At 57.9% G+C, this 16,934-nt stretch carries 15 protein-coding genes; 10 read left to right on the top strand and 5 right to left on the bottom strand.

The features are described 5' to 3' along the window. The first annotated feature begins 52 nt into the window (after window positions 1-52). Genes Q0816_RS09835 through Q0816_RS09820 form a run of 4 tightly spaced genes read left to right on the top strand, consistent with a single transcriptional unit; the run spans window position 53 to window position 4,970 of the window. Window positions 53-940: an encapsulin gene (locus tag Q0816_RS09835; RefSeq protein ID WP_298849961.1), complete on the top strand. Its 888-nt coding sequence runs from the start codon at window positions 53-55 to the stop codon at window positions 938-940. A gap of 14 nt (window positions 941-954) precedes the next feature. Further along, window positions 955-1,779, top strand: coding sequence for a DUF3237 domain-containing protein (locus Q0816_RS09830; RefSeq protein WP_298849959.1), 825 nt, complete (start codon window positions 955-957; stop codon window positions 1,777-1,779). After that, window positions 1,772-3,895, top strand: a complete 2,124-nt coding sequence (locus Q0816_RS09825; RefSeq protein ID WP_298849957.1) for an FAD-dependent oxidoreductase — start codon at window positions 1,772-1,774, stop codon at window positions 3,893-3,895. The genes Q0816_RS09830 and Q0816_RS09825 overlap by 8 nt, the downstream gene beginning before the upstream one ends. Window positions 3,896-3,899: 4 nt before the next feature. Continuing rightward, window positions 3,900-4,970: a polyprenyl synthetase family protein gene (locus Q0816_RS09820; RefSeq protein WP_298849955.1), complete on the top strand. Its 1,071-nt coding sequence runs from the start codon at window positions 3,900-3,902 to the stop codon at window positions 4,968-4,970. Here the strand turns inward: Q0816_RS09820 and Q0816_RS09815 are convergent. The 4 genes from Q0816_RS09815 to Q0816_RS09800 form a co-directional block, all read right to left on the bottom strand. Next, window positions 4,961-5,374, bottom strand: a complete 414-nt coding sequence (locus tag Q0816_RS09815; RefSeq protein WP_298849953.1) for a hypothetical protein — start codon at window positions 5,372-5,374, stop codon at window positions 4,961-4,963. The two genes, Q0816_RS09820 and Q0816_RS09815, sit on opposite strands and share 10 nt — an antisense overlap. Before the next feature lie 132 nt (window positions 5,375-5,506). Beyond that, the gene (locus tag Q0816_RS09810; protein WP_298849951.1) at window positions 5,507-6,286 is read right to left on the bottom strand and encodes a carnitinyl-CoA dehydratase; all 780 of its coding nucleotides are present in this window, start codon (window positions 6,284-6,286) and stop codon (window positions 5,507-5,509) included. A 3-nt stretch (window positions 6,287-6,289) separates the two neighbouring features. Then, the gene (locus tag Q0816_RS09805) at window positions 6,290-8,305 is read right to left on the bottom strand and encodes an acetate--CoA ligase family protein (protein ID WP_298849950.1); all 2,016 of its coding nucleotides are present in this window, start codon (window positions 8,303-8,305) and stop codon (window positions 6,290-6,292) included. A gap of 2 nt (window positions 8,306-8,307) precedes the next feature. After that, window positions 8,308-9,468, bottom strand: coding sequence for an acyl-CoA dehydrogenase family protein (locus tag Q0816_RS09800; RefSeq protein ID WP_298849949.1), 1,161 nt, complete (start codon window positions 9,466-9,468; stop codon window positions 8,308-8,310). 80 nt (window positions 9,469-9,548) lie between these two features. Between Q0816_RS09800 and Q0816_RS09795 the strand changes: the two genes are divergently transcribed. Then, on the top strand, window positions 9,549-10,496 hold the full coding sequence (locus tag Q0816_RS09795; RefSeq protein WP_298849947.1) for a GlxA family transcriptional regulator: 948 nt from the start codon (window positions 9,549-9,551) through the stop codon (window positions 10,494-10,496). A gap of 76 nt (window positions 10,497-10,572) precedes the next feature. On the opposite strand, the gene Q0816_RS09790 is transcribed toward Q0816_RS09795, so the two are convergent. Beyond that, the gene (locus tag Q0816_RS09790) at window positions 10,573-11,175 is read right to left on the bottom strand and encodes an XRE family transcriptional regulator (RefSeq protein ID WP_298849945.1); all 603 of its coding nucleotides are present in this window, start codon (window positions 11,173-11,175) and stop codon (window positions 10,573-10,575) included. A gap of 147 nt (window positions 11,176-11,322) precedes the next feature. On the opposite strand from Q0816_RS09790, the gene glyA reads away from it, so the two are divergent. The 5 genes from glyA to Q0816_RS09765 all read left to right on the top strand — a co-directional run bounded on the left by glyA (window position 11,323) and on the right by Q0816_RS09765 (window position 16,829). Further along, window positions 11,323-12,576, top strand: coding sequence for a serine hydroxymethyltransferase (gene glyA / locus Q0816_RS09785; RefSeq protein WP_298849943.1), 1,254 nt, complete (start codon window positions 11,323-11,325; stop codon window positions 12,574-12,576). Window positions 12,577-12,587: 11 nt separating this feature from the next. After that, on the top strand, window positions 12,588-13,970 hold the full coding sequence (gene lpdA, locus Q0816_RS09780; protein WP_298849941.1) for a dihydrolipoyl dehydrogenase: 1,383 nt from the start codon (window positions 12,588-12,590) through the stop codon (window positions 13,968-13,970). Window positions 13,971-13,984: 14 nt separating this feature from the next. Then, complete coding sequence (gene lipA, locus Q0816_RS09775) at window positions 13,985-14,929, top strand: lipoyl synthase (protein ID WP_298849939.1); 945 nt, start codon at window positions 13,985-13,987, stop codon at window positions 14,927-14,929. Window positions 14,930-14,954: 25 nt separating this feature from the next. After that, complete coding sequence (locus Q0816_RS09770; protein ID WP_298849937.1) at window positions 14,955-16,328, top strand: sodium:alanine symporter family protein; 1,374 nt, start codon at window positions 14,955-14,957, stop codon at window positions 16,326-16,328. Window positions 16,329-16,406: 78 nt separating this feature from the next. Then, on the top strand, window positions 16,407-16,829 hold the full coding sequence (locus Q0816_RS09765) for a universal stress protein (protein ID WP_298849936.1): 423 nt from the start codon (window positions 16,407-16,409) through the stop codon (window positions 16,827-16,829). Window positions 16,830-16,934: the final 105 nt, after the last annotated feature.

Raw genomic sequence — 16,934 nt, 5'->3', positions numbered from 1 at the left:
ACGAGATCGATTGCCCTGTCGAATTGGGCAGCAGCACCGAGAGGGATTTGAAATGACAGACGCATTGGATTGGAATGAAGAACAGTGGAGTGCCGTGAACAAGGCCGTCCATGATGAGGCGCTTCGCGCACGGGTGGCAGCAAGCTTCCTGCCGCTGTACGGTCCGTTGCCTGCGGACACCCAATCGGTTCCTCTGAACAAGCTCGATCTGGTCGCCAATTCATCCGGTTCACCCGAAAAACGTCTTGAAGTGATCGACTATGACACCCTGCGCCTCACAACCGTTTCGGTGAACGTGTACCTGAAAGGCGCACAGGTGGCTGATCCGGAACTGGCGGCGGCTCAGATCATGTTTCGCCGTGCCGCCGCTGTTGTGGCCCGGGTCGAGGACGACATCATTTTCAACGGTCAACCCGGCACCGGATTGGCCCCGAAACACGCCAGTGGCGCGCCTGCCTCATTGCCGCCGATCTACACCGTCAGCGGTGGCGGCAAATATCCGGGATTGGTGGAAGCAGGTGAAGACCCGTCCGCTTCTACCGCGGCAAAGAAGAAAACCTGCACGGGTACCGAAGTATTCGAGGCTGTCGTCGCGGGCATCAACAAGCTGGAATCGCATGGCTATCTGGGCCCTTATGCCTGTGTGATGGGCAATGGTCTGTTCCAAGCCGTCACGACGCCATTGCCAAACTCGATGGTGCTGCCGCGTGACAGCATTCTTCCGTTCCTGGATGGGCCGTTGTTGCGTTCCAGCACCCTGCCCGCAAACAAAGCGGTGTTGGTGTCCCTGCAAGGAGCGCCGGTTGAAATCGTCGTGCCCTCGGATATCGCGGTGAAGTATCTGCAAACCTCTGCCGAGGGCGAGCACGTCTTCCGCGTACAGCAGAAATTCCATCTCAGGATCAAGGAAGCCCAGGCCATTTGCACCATAACGTGCTGACCGGAGATCGGGTCGTGCGCGAGTTTACAGACCGGGGCGTTACCCTGCGTTGGTCCGAGGCGATCAACGCAAACGGGCTCAATCGGGTTCTGATCGAAGCGGGTCCCGCTGTGTCATCGCATGACACAGTGCGCCTGATCTGTTCGGAAAACGGTGGCCCCGAACGCGCCATTCGCGGATGGCCTTTGTCGCGTGATGCGCAAACCGGGTTTCAACAATTCGCAGCAATCCTGCCGACGGTGAAACAGGAAAAATCACTGTCCTGGCGTCCGGTCCTGACTTCGGCTGGTCGAGAGTTTGACCCCGGGTTCGAAAATGCGCCTGAAGCAGCCCCGCCGGAACCAAAAAAACCATCGGCACAATCACTGGGCCTGGAACATGTCGCCAAATTTACGGTGCCATTCGAAAGTAACTTCCACCCCTCGGGTGAGACGCCGGATGGGGTCTGGCTGCATTTCACCATTAAAGAGGGCGGTGTCGTCGAAGGCCCAAATCTGAAAGGGACGATCGAACCGGTTGGCGGGGATTGGATGCGCGTGCGCCCCGATGGTGTTGGTCTTCTTCATGCAAGAGCGCTGATCAATCCGGCCACGGGGGGCGCGCCGATCTTTTTTGAAGATACCGGCGTGTGTGACTTCGGACCCGATGGCTACGCCGCGCTGTCAAAGGGCAACCTGCCCACCTCGGCTCCGGTACGGCTTGCCCCGCGTTACCTTACGTCGAACCCAAACTTTACCTGGATGAACAGGGTGCAGGGTTTCGGCATTGGCGAAGCCAGCCTGCTGGACATCACCCTTCACTTTGACGTCTATTCCGCGAAAGGAACTTCCGATGCCTGAAAAGGTTGTCATTCTAGGGGGTGGCGTGGCCGGCATGAGTGCCGCGCATGAACTGATTGAGCGCGGGTTCGAGGTGGAGGTCCACGAACGCCAACTGATCCCGGGTGGTAAGGCGCGCAGCATCCCGGTGATGAAGGGCGAAGGGGATCACGGCTCAAAAGCGAAACACATCAAGGCGCTTGAAACATGGGCCGAGATGGATGGGGCGAATTATCCGCCCGGCGTGAAACGCCCATGGTTGCCCGGCGAGCATGGATTCCGTTTCTTTCCGAACTTTTACCGGCATATTACGGACACGATGGCACGCACGCCGTACTATGACAAAGGTACATGTTTCGATAATCTTGTCCCGACCACTCAGGTTCTGGTTAGCCAGCTCGACAAACCCGGCATTGTTGTCCCGGAACGATTTCCCCGCACGCTCAAGGATGTTGCGGATACGTTCAAGACAATTGCCTTCGCGCTTTCGCCCCGGGATCAGATTGCGTATGAGGATGTCGAGCATTTTGTAGCCTGTATGTGGCGGATCGCGACTTCCTGCAAGGAACGTCGTTTTGACGAATATGAACGCATTGGCTGGTGGGATTTCATCGGCGCGGAAGAACGCTCGGAAGCTTATCAGAAATTCCTTGCCATCGGCCTGACCCGTTCGCTGGTGGCTGCAAAGGCAACGACGGCCAGCACAAAGACCGTGGGGGACATTGCTGTTCAGCTTCAGCTGGGCATTGCCACACCAGAGCCGCATTGCAACAGATTGCTGAACGGGCCAACCAACCTTGTCTGGATACAGCCGTGGCTGGATTACCTGACAAACAAGGGGGTCGTTTACAAGTTTGACTCGAAAGTCACTGGAATCGAGTGCCAGAACGGGCGGATCGTTGGCGCAACGATCGAACAGGACGGCGAAGAAAAACAGGTCACCGGAGATTGGTTTATCAGCGCGATGCCGATTGAACGCATTGCTCCGCTTGTGACCTCGGAAATGATAGCGGTCGATCCGGCCCTTGCCAAGTTGTCTCTGCTGGCCGAAGACGTGCAATGGATGAACGGCATTCAGTTCTATCTGACCAAGGAAGTTGAACTGATCCACGGCCACGTCATCTTTATCGACAGCCCGTGGGCCTTGACCGCTGTGTCGCAAAAACAGTTCTGGCACCAGATTGATTTCGCCAACTGGGCCGAAGGAAAAACCAAGGGCCTGCTGTCGATAGATATATCCGAATGGGACAAGCCGGGTTTGAACGGGAAAACAGCGCGCGATTGCAGCAGGGAGGAGATTGCAAGCGAGGTTTGGGAACAGCTCAAGCGCAGCGTCAACGTGGATGGGAAAACCGTTCTGAGGGACGAGGACATGCATTACTGGTTTCTCGATCCCGATATCGTTCAGGATCCCGCCGATCCCAAACGGCAAAGCAATGTGGAACCATTGCTGGTCAACCGCATCAACAGCTGGCGGTTGCGCCCCGATGCGGCCACGTTGATCCCGAATTTCTTCCTGGCATCGGATTACGTGCGCACGTTCACCGACCTTGCCACCATGGAAGGGGCGAACGAAGCCGCGCGCCGGGCCGTCAACGCGATCCTTCAGCGCAGCGGTTCTGATGCACAGCCCTGCCAGATCTGGGATCTGCACGAGCCGGATATCCTGAAACCGTTGCGGGCTTATGATTACGCCCGGTATCAGGCGGGCCTGCCGTGGGACAACCGGTTCGCGGTTGCCGTCGAAGCGGCGCTGAAAATGGGTCAGGACTCGGCTGGTATCGATCGTGGCGGTGATGGTCCCCTTGCCCTGATTGGAGAACCGGCAACCGAATATTCAAAGCCCGGCGGCATCACCGAGGACCCCGCCATTGCCGAAGCGCTACGAATGATATGCCCTCCGAAAGAGCTGTTCGACCTGATTGCGAATTACGAGCCCACTGCAGATCTACCGATCCCAGGGGACGAGCTTGCAGAAGATGTCGCGTATGATCTTGGTCGCGACAGCGGTCAATCAGAGGTCTTGTCCAGAGCGATACCTATGACGGCTGCGCCGCTTTCCTCTTTCGGCGCCGGTCCTGATCCGTCGGGCAGGCAAGAAAACAGAAGTCGCGTGATTATCACCCAGAAGGGCTGACCCAGTGAAATCCGGAACTGCGCATCTGGATCCTGCGGCACAGCAGGATTTTCTGAAAACGCTGACCTCCTATGGGGATCGGGCGCGCGAAACGCTTTTGGACCTTTTGCCAACGGGTGAACCGCAGGCTTATTTGTATGGTCCGATGCGAGATTATATCGAAACGTCCGGCAAAGGGCTGCGGCCTGCCCTGTTGCTGGCCACATGCGAGGCCTTCGGCGGCAACAGCGAGGATGCACACGTTTCAGCCGCAGTACTTGAGTTACTGCACAATGCCTTCCTGATCCACGATGACATCGAAGATCAAAGCGATTTCAGACGCGGACGCGAATGTATGCACAAGCGGCTTGGGGTTCCCTTGGCGATCAATACCGGCGACGGGATGCAATCGCTAGCCCTGCGCCTGCTGCGTCAGAACCTGGGACCGCTTGGACTGGAAACCGGTATGCGCGTGGTTGACGAGTTCGACCATCTGTTACAGCAATCCATCGAAGGTCAGGCGCTGGAGCTTGGATGGATACGCGACAACCGGCTGAACGTCGATGCGTCAGACTATCTGAGGATGTGTCTGAAAAAGACCTGTTGGTACAGCTTCATTCACCCGATGCGCATCGGCGCGCTGATAGCCCGTCCACAGGATGTCGCGTCCGGCGCGCTAAATCTGGATGATTTCAATGAGTTCGGTTTCTTTCTGGGCGCTGCCTTTCAAATTCAGGACGACGTTCTGAACCTCGTAGGCTCGCAGGACAAGTATGGGAAAGAGATCGGCGGCGATGTTTACGAAGGCAAACGCACGCTGATGCTGGGGCAGCTTAGTTTGCAGGCAGATGAGCCGGAACAAGCACGGCTGGCGGATATGCTTTCAAACGCTCGCGACAGCCGGTCGACACAGGATGTCGGCTGGGTTTTGGATCGCATGAATCACTATGGATGTATTCGTTATGCGCAAGACGCCGCAAATGACCTGCTGGCCTCGGCCCGACAGGAGTTTGGTCGGGTATTTGCAGGGACCAAAGAGGCTCCGCGTGCGTTTCTTGGGCAGTTCATGGACTATCTCGTGACCCGTCAAGTCTGAACGCCCGCCACCTCAAAAATCACGACAAGCGAGGTCTGGTCTGTACCGGTGCAGGCGATCCGGCCATGATATTCACCGGGTTCTGTGAGATCGGGCACGGTCACAGTGACAGCAACATCCGAGGCTTCACCCGGGCCCAGCCGGATTTGAGGCGGAATAACATTGATCCGGTTCGCGGGCAGAATGTCACCGTTCGGGTTGGTCAGATCACCCGGTTCGAACTGCATCTGAACAGGGGTCGCGTCTTGAGGCGCCGCGAGCGACAGCACAATGGTGGCGGTGCCGCCGGAATGGCAGGTTTTGCGGCACCTGAACGGCCCATCAAGGTGTTTTTGAGCGCCCTGCTCCGTGTCCAGAACGCGGCGCGCAATATCGGAAATCGGCTGTTGGTCCAGCTGCGGCACTATCGGGCTGATTGCGCGCGGCACATTAACGTATGGTTTTCGCTCGAAATAAGGCATGCCTAACTGTGCACGCGCAGCGCGGATCAGTAAATGGCAAACTTGTCCAATATGACTGAAGAAAACGCCGTTTCGTTATTTCCCTTTCCAGACCGGATCGCGTTTCTCAGCGAATGCGCGCGCGCCTTCCAGCTGATCTTCGCTGGCATAAAGGACGTCCACACTGCGCAGCTGACGCTTGGTGATGCGGTTCATGGCATCCTGAAACCTGGCGTCTTCGGCATCACGCACGATTTCCTTGATTGCGGCGTAAACCAATGGCGGGCCCGAAGCCAGAAGGCGGGCCAGTTCCCACGCGCGGGCCATGAGTTGATCTGCAGCAACAATCTCGTTCACCAGGCCCCAGCGATTGGCTTCTTCGGCATCGAACCAGCGGCCCGTCAGCAGCAGCTCCATCGCGATGTGATAGGGGATGCGCTTGGGCAGTTTGACGCTGGCCGCATCCGCAACTGTTCCTGACCGGATTTCCGGCAGCGCGAATGTGGCATGGTCGGCTGCAAGGATCATGTCAGCCGAAAGGGCCAGTTCCAGCCCGCCGCCACAGGCGATTCCGTTGACGGCCGCAATCACGGGTTTGTTCAGGTCGCGCAGCTCCTGCAGGCCTCCGAACCCGCCGACGCCATAGTCCCCGTCTACCGCGTCACCATCAGCGGCGGCTTTCAGGTCCCAGCCGGGGCAAAAGAATTTCTCACCAGCACCGGTTAGAATGGCGACGCGTAGGTCCGGGTCGTCGCGAAACTCGGCAAAGACCTCGCCCATTCTGCGGCTTGTGACCAGATCGATGGCATTGGCCTTGGGCCGGTCGAGCGTTATCTCAAGGATCGTTCCGTCGCGGCGGGATTTGATCGGGTCCATTTCTCAGGCCTTTCTAATCAGAGCATCCACGGCAACGGCCTTGTCCGGCGTGCACAGGAGCGGGTTAATCTCGACCTCGCCAAGCGTGTCGGCATTTTGCATGACGTAGGCCTGAACAGCCTCGACTGCGGCAATGATCGCATCCATATCAGCCCCCGGTTGACCGCGATAGCCCGCCAGCAAGGGCGCAATCTTCAATTTTCCGAGGGCGGTGCGGATGTCTTCGGGCGCGCAGGGTACAAGCAGGGAAACCGTGTCGCGCAGAACTTCGGTCAGCACGCCCCCTGCCCCCAACGTCAGAACAAAACCATGCGCAGGATCGCGGACAACGCCGACCAGAAGTTCAGCGACGGTTCCGATGATCATCTCTTCGATCAGGATGTCTTCAGTGCCGATGTCGGCTGCTACACTGGCGACATCTTCAGCTTGGATGCCCAACCGAACGGCGGCGTGTTCGGATTTATGGGCCAACCCAACGCCTTTTACGGCAAAGGGGGCTTCCATGTTCTGCGCTGCCGCATGCGCTGCCGTTGGCCCGGAAACCGTGCGGTTTTGCGGGATGCGCAGGCCGCATTCGGCCAACGCCTGTTTCGAAACGCCTTCGGTCAAGGTTTGGTTCGCCTCGACTGTTCCCGGCAAACAGACAGGGTGCGCAGAAGGGGCCGAGACCTGACCCGCCGCGCGGGTGGCCGACAGCGCTTCGCGCAGACCCATGAATGGCACAACACCACCGGCCATCAAATCCTGTGCAACGTCTTCAGGTAGTAGTTCAGGCAGCGTTGCAACAATTGCGAATCGAGCACCGGTGTCCTCTCGCACCTTCAATGCTGCTTGGGTCGCGCAGCTCCAGTCGGTGGCGTCAGTGGTTGGATAATCGACAATTGAGTATGTCAGGTCGATATCCTCACCCGTCATTCCGGACCATGCCTGTGCCATCGCCTCTTCGTCGCGCCAGATATAGGTGTGATAGTCCAGCGGGTTATTCAGTGCGACCATGGGGCCGAGCGCGTCACGCAGGCGCGATTTTTTTTCATCGCTCAGCCGAGGGAAGGTCAGGCCGGTGTTGATAGCCATGTCTGCGATCAAGCTCGCTTCACCCCCGGAACAACTGATCGAGGCGATGTTGCTGCCGGGGAGTGGCCCATAGCAGTGCAACAGTTTCAACGTTTCGAGGAAATCCGGAAGCGCAGACAGGCGCGGGATGCCAAGCCGATCTAACAACGCTTGTGCGCCCGCATCGCTGCCCGCCAGAGACGCGGTATGCGATATGGTCGCGGCCTGCGCCTGTACCGATGCGCCGACTTTGAGGGCGACCAGCGGAATGCCCTTTGCGTACGCCTTGGCGGCCAGTGCCTCCCATTCCCGGGCGTCCTTGAAGCCTTCGATATGCAGGCCCACGGCTGTCACGCGCGGATCATCAAGCAGGGCAGCAGCGATCTGTGCTTGACTTGTCTGAGCCATATTTCCGCAGGTCACCATGTAGGCAATCGGCAAACCGCGTTTCTGCATAGTCAGGTTGATCGAGATATTCGAGCTTTGCGTCAGGATCGCCACGCCCTTGTCCACAGCGGTCGTCCCGTGCTGGTCCGGCCACAGCAGCGCTCCGTCCAGTGCGTTGATGAAACCATAACAGTTCGGGCCAAGGATAGGCATGTCACCGGCCGCAGTAATCAGCTGATCCTGCAAATCCCTGCCGCTGTCATCTTCTGCGACGGCCTCGGAAAAGCCCGACGCAAAACACACCGCCCCGCCCGCGCCCATGCTGGATAAGACATGAACCGCCTCAATCGTGGCGTGACGGTTGATGCCGATGAAAACCGCATCCGGGGCTTCGGGCAGGTCTTCTATTTGGCCAAAGACTCTGTGTCCCGCGATTTCCGAAGCTTTGGGGTGCACCGCCCAGATTTGACCTGCATAGCCCATACGTTCAGATTGCCGAATAACCTGCTGACACCAGGCACCACCGCCAATTACAGCGATGGTCTTCGGGCGAAGCAGCCGGGTGAGGTCTTTGTTCATGGTCAGGCGCCCAGTGGACGCAGAAGATCACGGCTGATGATGTGACGTTGAATCTCGCTTGTGCCGTCCCAGATGCGTTCAACCCGGGCATCGCGCCAGAACCGTTCGATCGGAAAATCATCCATCAGACCCATGCCGCCAAAAATCTGCAGCGTGGTATCGGTGACCCGCGCCAGCGTTTCCGAAGCATAGAGCTTGGCCGAGGCGATCTCGCGGTTCGATGGCAGGTTCTGATCCAGGCGCCATGCGGCGGCAAGGGTCAGCCAGTCGGCGGCGTCGATTTCTGTGATCATATCGGCGATTTGAAAGCCGACGCCTTGAAATTTGCCGATGGGCTGGCCAAACTGCTTGCGCTCGGCCGCGTAGTTCAACGCATAGTCAAAACAGCGCCGCGCGCGCCCGACCGAGAATGCCGCGACCGTCAGACGGGTTGCGTAGAGCCATTCGTTCATCACCGCAAAACCGCCATCGACCTCACCCAGAACCTGAGCGTCGGGCAATCGGCAATTGTCGAAATACAGGATATAGTTCTTGTAGCCCTTGTGGCTGACCGAGTTATAGCCCTCGCGCACTTCAAACCCCGGGGTGCCACGATCCACCAGGAAGGTGGTGATGCGCTTTTTAGGTCCTTTTGGGGTTTCGTCCACGCCGGTTGCGATGAAGACAATGAAGAAATCCGCGTGTTCGGCGCCCGAGATGAAGTGTTTCGAGCCGTTGACGATCCAATCGCCGCCGTTCCGTGCTGCCTGACATTTCATGCCGCGCACGTCCGACCCGGCATCCGGTTCCGTCATCGCCAGAGCGTCCATCTTTTCGCCACGCACCGCTGGAAAAAGGTAGCGTTCGCGTTGTGCATCATTGCAGGCCATCAGGATGTTTTGCGGACGACCAAAGAAATGCGTCAGCGCCATCGAGCCGCGGCCAAGTTCGCGCTCAACCAAGGTGAAATCCAGATGCGACAGGCCTGCGCCGCCGACCTCCTCGGGGAAATTACAGGCATAAAATCCCAGATCGATGCATTTCTGCTTTATCTCGTTGCCCAACTCCACCGGGACCGTTCCGGCGCGCTCTACCGCGTCTTCATTCGGGTAGATTTCGTTTTCAACAAAGCTTCGGACCGTCGAGACGATCATGTCCTGTTCTTCTGTCAGACCAAACTGCATGGCGCGTGTTCCCTGGATCGGTGGTTGACCAACCAAACGCCATCACTCATGGTCGCGACATGCAAAGTTGATACCAGATCATGCCAAATTCGAAAATTTTATTACAGCAATACAACATCCTGCTCTTCAACGGGTTTTCGAACCACTGCCTTGCAAACATGGTTGAGCCGCTCAGAGCGGCAAATAACCTGTCCAGGCAGTCACTGTACACGTGGCGCTTTTGTTCCATCGACGGAGAACCTGTTCACAGTTCCAGCGGCCTTGTTGTCATTCCGTATGGTGCAATCTCTGATCACCAAGGAGATGTATTGGTTGTCATGCCTTCTTACGGCTATCTCAAGCTGGACACGCGTTCGACCACACGCGCTGTGCTTGCCGCGTCCAGAAGGCACCGACAAGTGGCTGGTTTGGACACCGGAAGCTGGCTGCTTGCCCGGGCCGGATTGCTGGATGATCATCGGGCGACCATTCACTGGGACGAACTGTCCCGGTTCGAAGAGAGTTTTCCGGCGGTCGACGTGGTGCAGGAACGTTTTGTCATCGACCGCAATCGATTGACCTGTTCTGGCGCCATGGCCGCGTTTGATCTGGCATCGGCCCTCATACGGCGGGATCACGGCCCACTTTTGTTCATGGAAGTTGCGCATCTGCTGATGAGCCGAAATGGACGAGATCATTATGCCCTGCCTTTGAAATCCGAAGACACTTTGGTCAATCGTGCACTGACTATCATGCAAGCCAACCTAGAAACGCCGCTGTCGATCAGGGATTTGGCCCGAAATATCGGGTGCTCGCAAAAGCGGATCGAAACGCGTGTTCAGGTGGAACTCAAAACCACACCACAAGCGCTGTATCGTCGGCTACGCCTGAACCTGGCGCGCAATCTGGCAGAAGACACCGAGCAATCCATCGCCGAGATCGCTGGACGCTGTGGGTACGAAAACGCCAGCGCAATGACACGGGCGTTCAAGGCGGAGTTTGGTCAGACACCGACCGCGTTTCGAAACGGGAGCTCGTCTGATAGCTGAAGCGCTTAAACAATATGCAAATGCGCCGCACCTGTTCACTCATGGCCAATAAGGTATCATGAGATGAAAGCAGATGTCATTCCAGCGAAACCCACAGCACCTGAGCGTCCTCTTCACTGGTCGAGATACAGCCATGACCCATGCCACTGTCATAATAGAGTGAGTCGCCCGCCTTCATCGACAAAGGACGGTAGTGTTCAGAAACAAAGATGAGTTCACCGCTGAGCACATACATGAACTCTTCTCCGGAATGTCGAATCCAGGTCTCGAACTCTGACAGGTCGCGCGCCTTGATTGTCGCGATATAGGGCAACATCCGCTTGCTGGTCAGTTCGGGGCACAGCAACTCATGCAGGTAGGTGGGCGTAGTTTTGATTTCCCCCTCGCCTTTCGGGGTAAAATCGCGGCGACCAGAAATGCCTGACTGACCTGATTGCAGAAACAGCTGCGGGGTGCTCATATCAAGTGCCTGGGTCAGGCGCCGTACGATGTCAAAGCTTGGCCGGGTTTGATTGTTTTCGATCTTGGACAGCGTGGACCGTCCGATTCCCGCAGCGCGGCCAGCCTCTTCCAGCGTCCACCCTTTTGTGCGCCGTGCGTCACGAATGGAACGGCCTAATGCCTCGCCATCATCCGGTTCTTCCTGTCCGGAAACATCTTTTCGGCTTTCCTCGCCCATGAAATTCCCCCTGTTTTATCAAAGGTTACAGGTTTCCCGTTAAACACGCAACTTATTGAATAAGAGATTTTTGTTGCTTTATGCGCACGTTTTCCACTATAGGAAACAAAGTTTCGTGCTGAGGATTCGAGACAAGAGGAGGAGACTATGTTCAAAACGTCGCTGACTGAGGCAGATCCGGTAATCGCTGCGTCCATCTCTCGTGAGGGTGCGCGCCAGGCGGAACAGATCGAACTGATCGCTTCTGAAAACACTGTCTCGAAGGCTGTAATCGAAGCCCAGGGCTCGGTGCTGACCAACAAATATGCCGAAGGCTATCCGGGGCGCCGCTATTATGGCGGATGCGAATATGTCGATGAGGTCGAAGTTGAGGCCATCGAGCGTCTCAAGCAGCTGTTCGGCTGTGAATATGCCAACGTTCAGCCCCATTCCGGGGCTCAGGCCAATGGTGCTGTCAAACTGGCATTGCTGAGCCCGGGCGATACCATTCTTGGCATGTCGCTGGATGCAGGTGGCCACCTGACCCATGGCGCAAAACCAGCCCAGTCCGGTAAATGGTTCCGGCCGGTACAGTACGGCCTGACTGATGCGGGTCTGATCGATTTTGATCAGGTTGCAGAATTGGCGCGGGTTGAAAAACCCAAGCTGATCATTGCAGGTGCGTCGGCCTATTCCCAGAAGATCGACTTTGCCAAGTTCCGCGAAATCGCGGATGAGGTCGGCGCATGGCTGCTGGCCGATATGGCCCATATTGCCGGGTTGGTGGCGACAGGCCTTCACCCCTCGCCCGTTGGGCATGCCCATATCGTAACCTCGACAACGCATAAAACTCTGCGCGGACCCCGTGGCGGCATTATTTTGACCAACGACGAAGCGCTGGCGAAAAAGATCAATTCTGCCGTGTTCCCCGGATTGCAGGGTGGCCCGCTGATGCACGTGATCGCGGGCAAGGCAGTTGCTTTTGGCGAGGCACTGAAGCCTGAGTTCAAGGAGTACATGCAGCGCGTTGTCGACAGCGCAGCGGCTTTGGCGAACGTCATGATGGCGCGCGGATGTGACATCGTTTCTGGCGGAACCGAGAACCACCTTATGCTGGTAGACCTGCGCCCTGTCGGCGTTACCGGCAAGGATGCCGAAGCGGCACTGGAACGTGCTGGGTTCACCTGCAACAAAAACAGCGTTCCTGGCGACCCAGAGAAACCCACCATCACTAGCGGTATCCGACTGGGCACTGCCGCCGGTTGTAGCCGCGGCTTTGGACCGGAAGAATTCAAGCGGATCGGTCATTTGATCGGTGATGTTCTGGACGCTCTCGCACAGACGCCCGAAGGTGACGAAACCGTCGAAAAGGCAACTCGCGAGCAGGTTCGCGCGCTCTGCGCAAGCCACCCCATCTACTGAAAGTACGCGAAATGAACACCTACGATCTGATTGTCATTGGGGGCGGACCGGGCGGTTATGTCGCTGCGATCCGTGCGGCTCAGCTGGGCCTGAAAGTTGCTTGTGTCGAAGGACGCGGCGCTCTTGGCGGCACCTGTCTGAACGTAGGGTGCATCCCCTCCAAAGCGTTGCTGACCTCTTCGGCCAAATATGCCGAAATTGCACATCTCTCCTCCCACGGCATTGCGGTCGAGGGGGCCAGCATCGACATTGGCGCGATGATGGGGCGCAAGGACAAGATCGTCGGTGACTTGACGAAGGGCATCGCGTTCCTATTCAAGAAAAACGGTGTCGATCTGATCGAAGGTTGGGCCAGCATTCCCGCTGCAGGGCAGGTCAAAGTGGGTGAAAACATCCATGAGACCAAGAATATCCTGATCGCCACCGGGTCCGAACCGACCTCTCTGCCGGGGATCGAGATCGATGAACAGGAAATCCTCAGCTCGACCGGAGCGATTGAGCTGGACAGTGTGCCCGAGCATCTGGTGGTGATCGGCGCAGGTGTGATCGGTTTGGAGCTTGGTCAGGTCTGGGCACGCCTGGGCGCCAAGGTCACTGTGGTCGAATACCTGGACCGCGTTCTGCCCGGTATTGATGGCGAGATCGCCAAGCTGGCGCAGCGTGCCCTGTCCAAGCGCGGGTTGAAATTCCAGCTGGGCCGCGCGCTGAAATCGGTCGACAAGACCGGTGCGGGCCTGACCCTGACTGTTGATCGCGTCGGCAAGGACAAAGAAGAAGTGATCGAGGCCGATAAGGTTCTGATCGCCGTTGGCCGCCGTCCTGTCACCCGTGGGCTCGGACTGGAAGACCTCGGCGTTACCATAAATCCACGCGGATTTATCGAGGTGGACGGTACTTTCCAGACTTCGGTTCCCGGCATCTATGCCATAGGCGACTGTGTGCCCGGCCCGATGTTGGCGCACAAGGCCGAAGAAGACGGCGTTGCTTGCGTGGAAACTCTGGCAGGGCAAGCGGGCCATGTGGATTACAACACCGTTCCTGGCGTGGTCTACACCGACCCCGAAGTCGCATCGGTCGGGCTGACCGAAGAAGCGCTAAAAGAGTCCGGTACCGAGTATTCGGTCGGAAAATTCGCCTTCATGGCCAACTCGCGCGCCCGTTCGACGGGTGAAACCGACGGTGCGGTCAAAGTTTTGGCTGACGCGGACGGCAATATCCTGGGTGCGCATATCTGCGGTGCCCACGGCGGTGATCTGATCGCCGAACTGGTTCTGGCGATGACCAAGGGGGCCACTGTTGCCGAGGTCGCGGCGACCTGTCATGCTCATCCGGCAATGGGAGAGGCGGTAAAAGAAGCCTGCCTCGATGCCATGGGCCGGGCGATCCACGCATAACGAGGGACAGCCAGATGACAATCCAGCTTCGACCACGTCACCCGGAAAAGGCCAAGAAGGCTGACAGCGTCATCCCGCGCAAACCCAAGTGGATTCGCAAGAAAAAGGGCGACAGCGCCGCGTATTATGAAACCCGGCGCCTGATGCGTGATCACAATCTGGCGACGGTGTGCGAAGAGGCCGCCTGCCCCAATATCGGCGAATGCTGGTCCAAGCGTCACGCGACCATGATGATCATGGGCGAAGTCTGCACCCGCGGTTGTTCTTTCTGCAATGTGGCCACCGGCCGTCCTGATGCACTGGACGCGTTTGAACCCGGTCGCGTGGCGGTTGCGGTGAAAAAGCTGGGCCTGCGCCATGTGGTGATCACCTCGGTCGACCGCGATGATCTGGCAGATGGCGGGGCCGAGCATATCGCTCAGACTATCCGTGCGGTACGCCATCAGAACCCCGGCACCACGGTCGAGGTTCTGACCCCCGATTTTCTGGGCAAAGGCGATGCGGCAGACATCGTGTTCGAAGCCGCACCGGACGTGTTCAACCACAATCTGGAAACCGTCCCGCACCTCTATCCGACAGTCCGCCCCGGCGCGCGCTATTATGCTTCGCTGCGGTTGCTGGATGACGCCAAGCGCGCCAATCCCGAAATCTTTACCAAGTCCGGTCTGATGGTTGGGTTGGGAGAAACCCTGAACGACGTGCGTCAGGTGATGGATGACCTACGCGCCGCACAAGTCGATTTTCTGACGGTCGGTCAGTACCTGCAACCGACCGCGAAACACCACCCGATTGATTGTTTCTGGTCACTGGACGAATTCGCCCAGCTGGAGCAAATCGCGCGCTCCAAGGGCTTTCTGCACGTGTCGGCTACGCCGTTGACCCGTTCCTCGTTCCACGCGGACGAAGACTTTACCGCCCTCAAGCAGGCTCGCCAGCGGGCCATCGCCAACGGGGCATAATCTAAACGCAAATGGGAGGGAAACCATGGAAGCGTTAAATTCAATCGTAGGGGCCATTAATGGCGTCGTGTGGGGGCCGCTGATGCTGGTCCTCATTCTCGGCGTTGGCTTCTTCCTGCAGGTGGGGCTGAAATTCATGCCGATCCTGCGCATTGGCACCGGCTTCAAGCTGTTGTTTGCAGGCCGTGAAGGTCAGGGCGACGGACAAATCAGCCCGTTCAATGCGCTGATGACCTCGCTGTCGGCGACCATCGGTACGGGTAACATCGCCGGTGTGGCCACTGCTGTCTTCCTGGGCGGTCCGGGCGCTTTGTTCTGGATGTGGATGACCGCCCTGGTGGGCATGGCCACCAAATATGCCGAAGCCGTTCTGGCCGTGAAATACCGCGAAAAAGACGAGCTGGGCAATTTTGTAGGCGGCCCGATGTACTACATCAAAAACGGCCTTGGGGCGAAATGGGCCTGGCTGGGCGTTGCATTTGCCCTGTTCGGTGCGGTTGCAGCTTTCGGCATCGGCAACGGCGTACAGGCCAATGGTGTGGCACAGGTTCTGGAAGCGAACTTCGGTCTGAACACCTCGGTCACTGGCGTTGTTCTGATGGTTCTGACCGCCGCCGTAATTCTGGGTGGCATCACCCGCATCGGTGCGGTCGCCGGTAAACTGGTTCCGTTCATGGCGATTGCCTACATCATCGCTGGTCTGCTGGTCTTGCTGATTAACATGGGCAACATCGGCAATGCTCTGTCGCTGGTCTTCACCTACGCGTTCACCCCGTCAGCCGCCGAAGGTGGTTTCGCCGGAGCAGCTGTCTGGGCAGCGATCCGCTTCGGTGTGGCACGTGGTGTGTTCTCGAACGAGGCCGGTCTGGGTTCCGCTCCGATCGCACACGCAGCAGCCGAGACCAAAGGTCCGGTCAACCAGGGCCTGATCGCGATGCTGGGTACCTTCATCGACACCATCATCGTCTGCTCGATCACCGGTCTGGCAATCATCTCGTCAGGAGCCTGGACATCGGGTGAATCCGGCGCTGCACTGACCAGCCACGCGTTCGAACTGTCGCTGCCGGGTGTCGGTGGGTATCTGATCGCCATCGCTCTGTCGATCTTTGCCTTCACCACCATCCTCGGCTGGTCGTTCTACGGCGAGAAATGCGTCGAGTTCCTGCTGGGCGTCAAATCCCTGCTGCCCTACCGCGTCCTGTGGATCGTCATGATCTATTTCGGCGCAACAGCAGATCTGGGCTTCATCTGGCTGCTGGCGGATACGCTGAACGCCATGATGGCTATCCCGAACCTGATCGCCCTGGCCCTGCTGAGCCCGATCGTCTTCAAACTGACGAAAGAGTTCTTCGCCTCGGGCGGCAAATCGGAAGAGCCCGGTGGCTCACCCGCCGAATAATCCGGCCCTGCGAAAAACGGGGGGCCATCCCGGCCCCCCGCCTTTGAAACAGAATTCAATATCTCGAGGAGAGACGTGATGGCCACGAAAATCCTGCTGCCCATTGATCACACCGACGACCGCTCGTGGAAGAATGCCCTGCCGCTCGCGCTGGAACAGGCCAAGTTCTACGGTGCCGAACTGCATGCAGTTGCCGTCATCCCCGAGATCATCCAGCTGCCGAACCTGCCCGCCAACTATGGCGCAGGCGCCAAAGAGCACGTGCGAAACGCGATTCAAGCTATCCTGGACAACGGCAATGCCTCGGATGTCGCAATCCACATCGAAGAAGGCAGCGTCTATCGCGAAATTCTGAAGCTTGCCTACAAGGAAGGCTTCGATCTGATCGTCATGGCATCCACCAAGGGCGATTTCCCCAACTATGAGATTGGCCCGAACCTGGCTCGTGTCGTGCGTAACGCGCATTGCACCGTGACCGTTGTTCGCGACCAGTCGCGCTGATCGAAAGGTTGAAATGATGACCGATATTAAACGCACGCCCCTTTACTCATTGCATGTTGAGTTGGGTGGTAAGCTGGTTGATTTTGCTGGTTGGGAGATGCCTGT

The sequence above is a fragment of the uncultured Ruegeria sp. genome (assembly GCF_947497005.1).
Taxonomy (GTDB): Bacteria; Pseudomonadota; Alphaproteobacteria; order Rhodobacterales; family Rhodobacteraceae; genus Ruegeria.
This window is presented reverse-complemented; position numbering and strand designations above follow the sequence as displayed.

Excerpts from the sequence above, each read along its gene's own strand:
- Q0816_RS09835 (WP_298849961.1), top strand. The coding sequence starts at position 53 with ATGACAGACGCATTGGATTGGAATGAAGAACAGTGGAGTGCCGTGAAC.
- Q0816_RS09825 (WP_298849957.1), top strand. The coding sequence starts at position 1,772 with ATGCCTGAAAAGGTTGTCATTCTAGGGGGTGGCGTGGCCGGCATGAGT.
- Q0816_RS09810 (WP_298849951.1), bottom strand. The coding sequence starts at position 6,286 with ATGGACCCGATCAAATCCCGCCGCGACGGAACGATCCTTGAGATAACG.
- Q0816_RS09805 (WP_298849950.1), bottom strand. The coding sequence starts at position 8,305 with ATGAACAAAGACCTCACCCGGCTGCTTCGCCCGAAGACCATCGCTGTA.
- Q0816_RS09800 (WP_298849949.1), bottom strand. The coding sequence starts at position 9,468 with ATGCAGTTTGGTCTGACAGAAGAACAGGACATGATCGTCTCGACGGTC.
- Q0816_RS09795 (WP_298849947.1), top strand. The coding sequence starts at position 9,549 with ATGCCAAATTCGAAAATTTTATTACAGCAATACAACATCCTGCTCTTC.
- Q0816_RS09790 (WP_298849945.1), bottom strand. The coding sequence starts at position 11,175 with ATGGGCGAGGAAAGCCGAAAAGATGTTTCCGGACAGGAAGAACCGGAT.
- glyA (WP_298849943.1), top strand. The coding sequence starts at position 11,323 with ATGTTCAAAACGTCGCTGACTGAGGCAGATCCGGTAATCGCTGCGTCC.
- lpdA (WP_298849941.1), top strand. The coding sequence starts at position 12,588 with ATGAACACCTACGATCTGATTGTCATTGGGGGCGGACCGGGCGGTTAT.
- lipA (WP_298849939.1), top strand. The coding sequence starts at position 13,985 with ATGACAATCCAGCTTCGACCACGTCACCCGGAAAAGGCCAAGAAGGCT.
- Q0816_RS09770 (WP_298849937.1), top strand. The coding sequence starts at position 14,955 with ATGGAAGCGTTAAATTCAATCGTAGGGGCCATTAATGGCGTCGTGTGG.
- Q0816_RS09765 (WP_298849936.1), top strand. The coding sequence starts at position 16,407 with ATGGCCACGAAAATCCTGCTGCCCATTGATCACACCGACGACCGCTCG.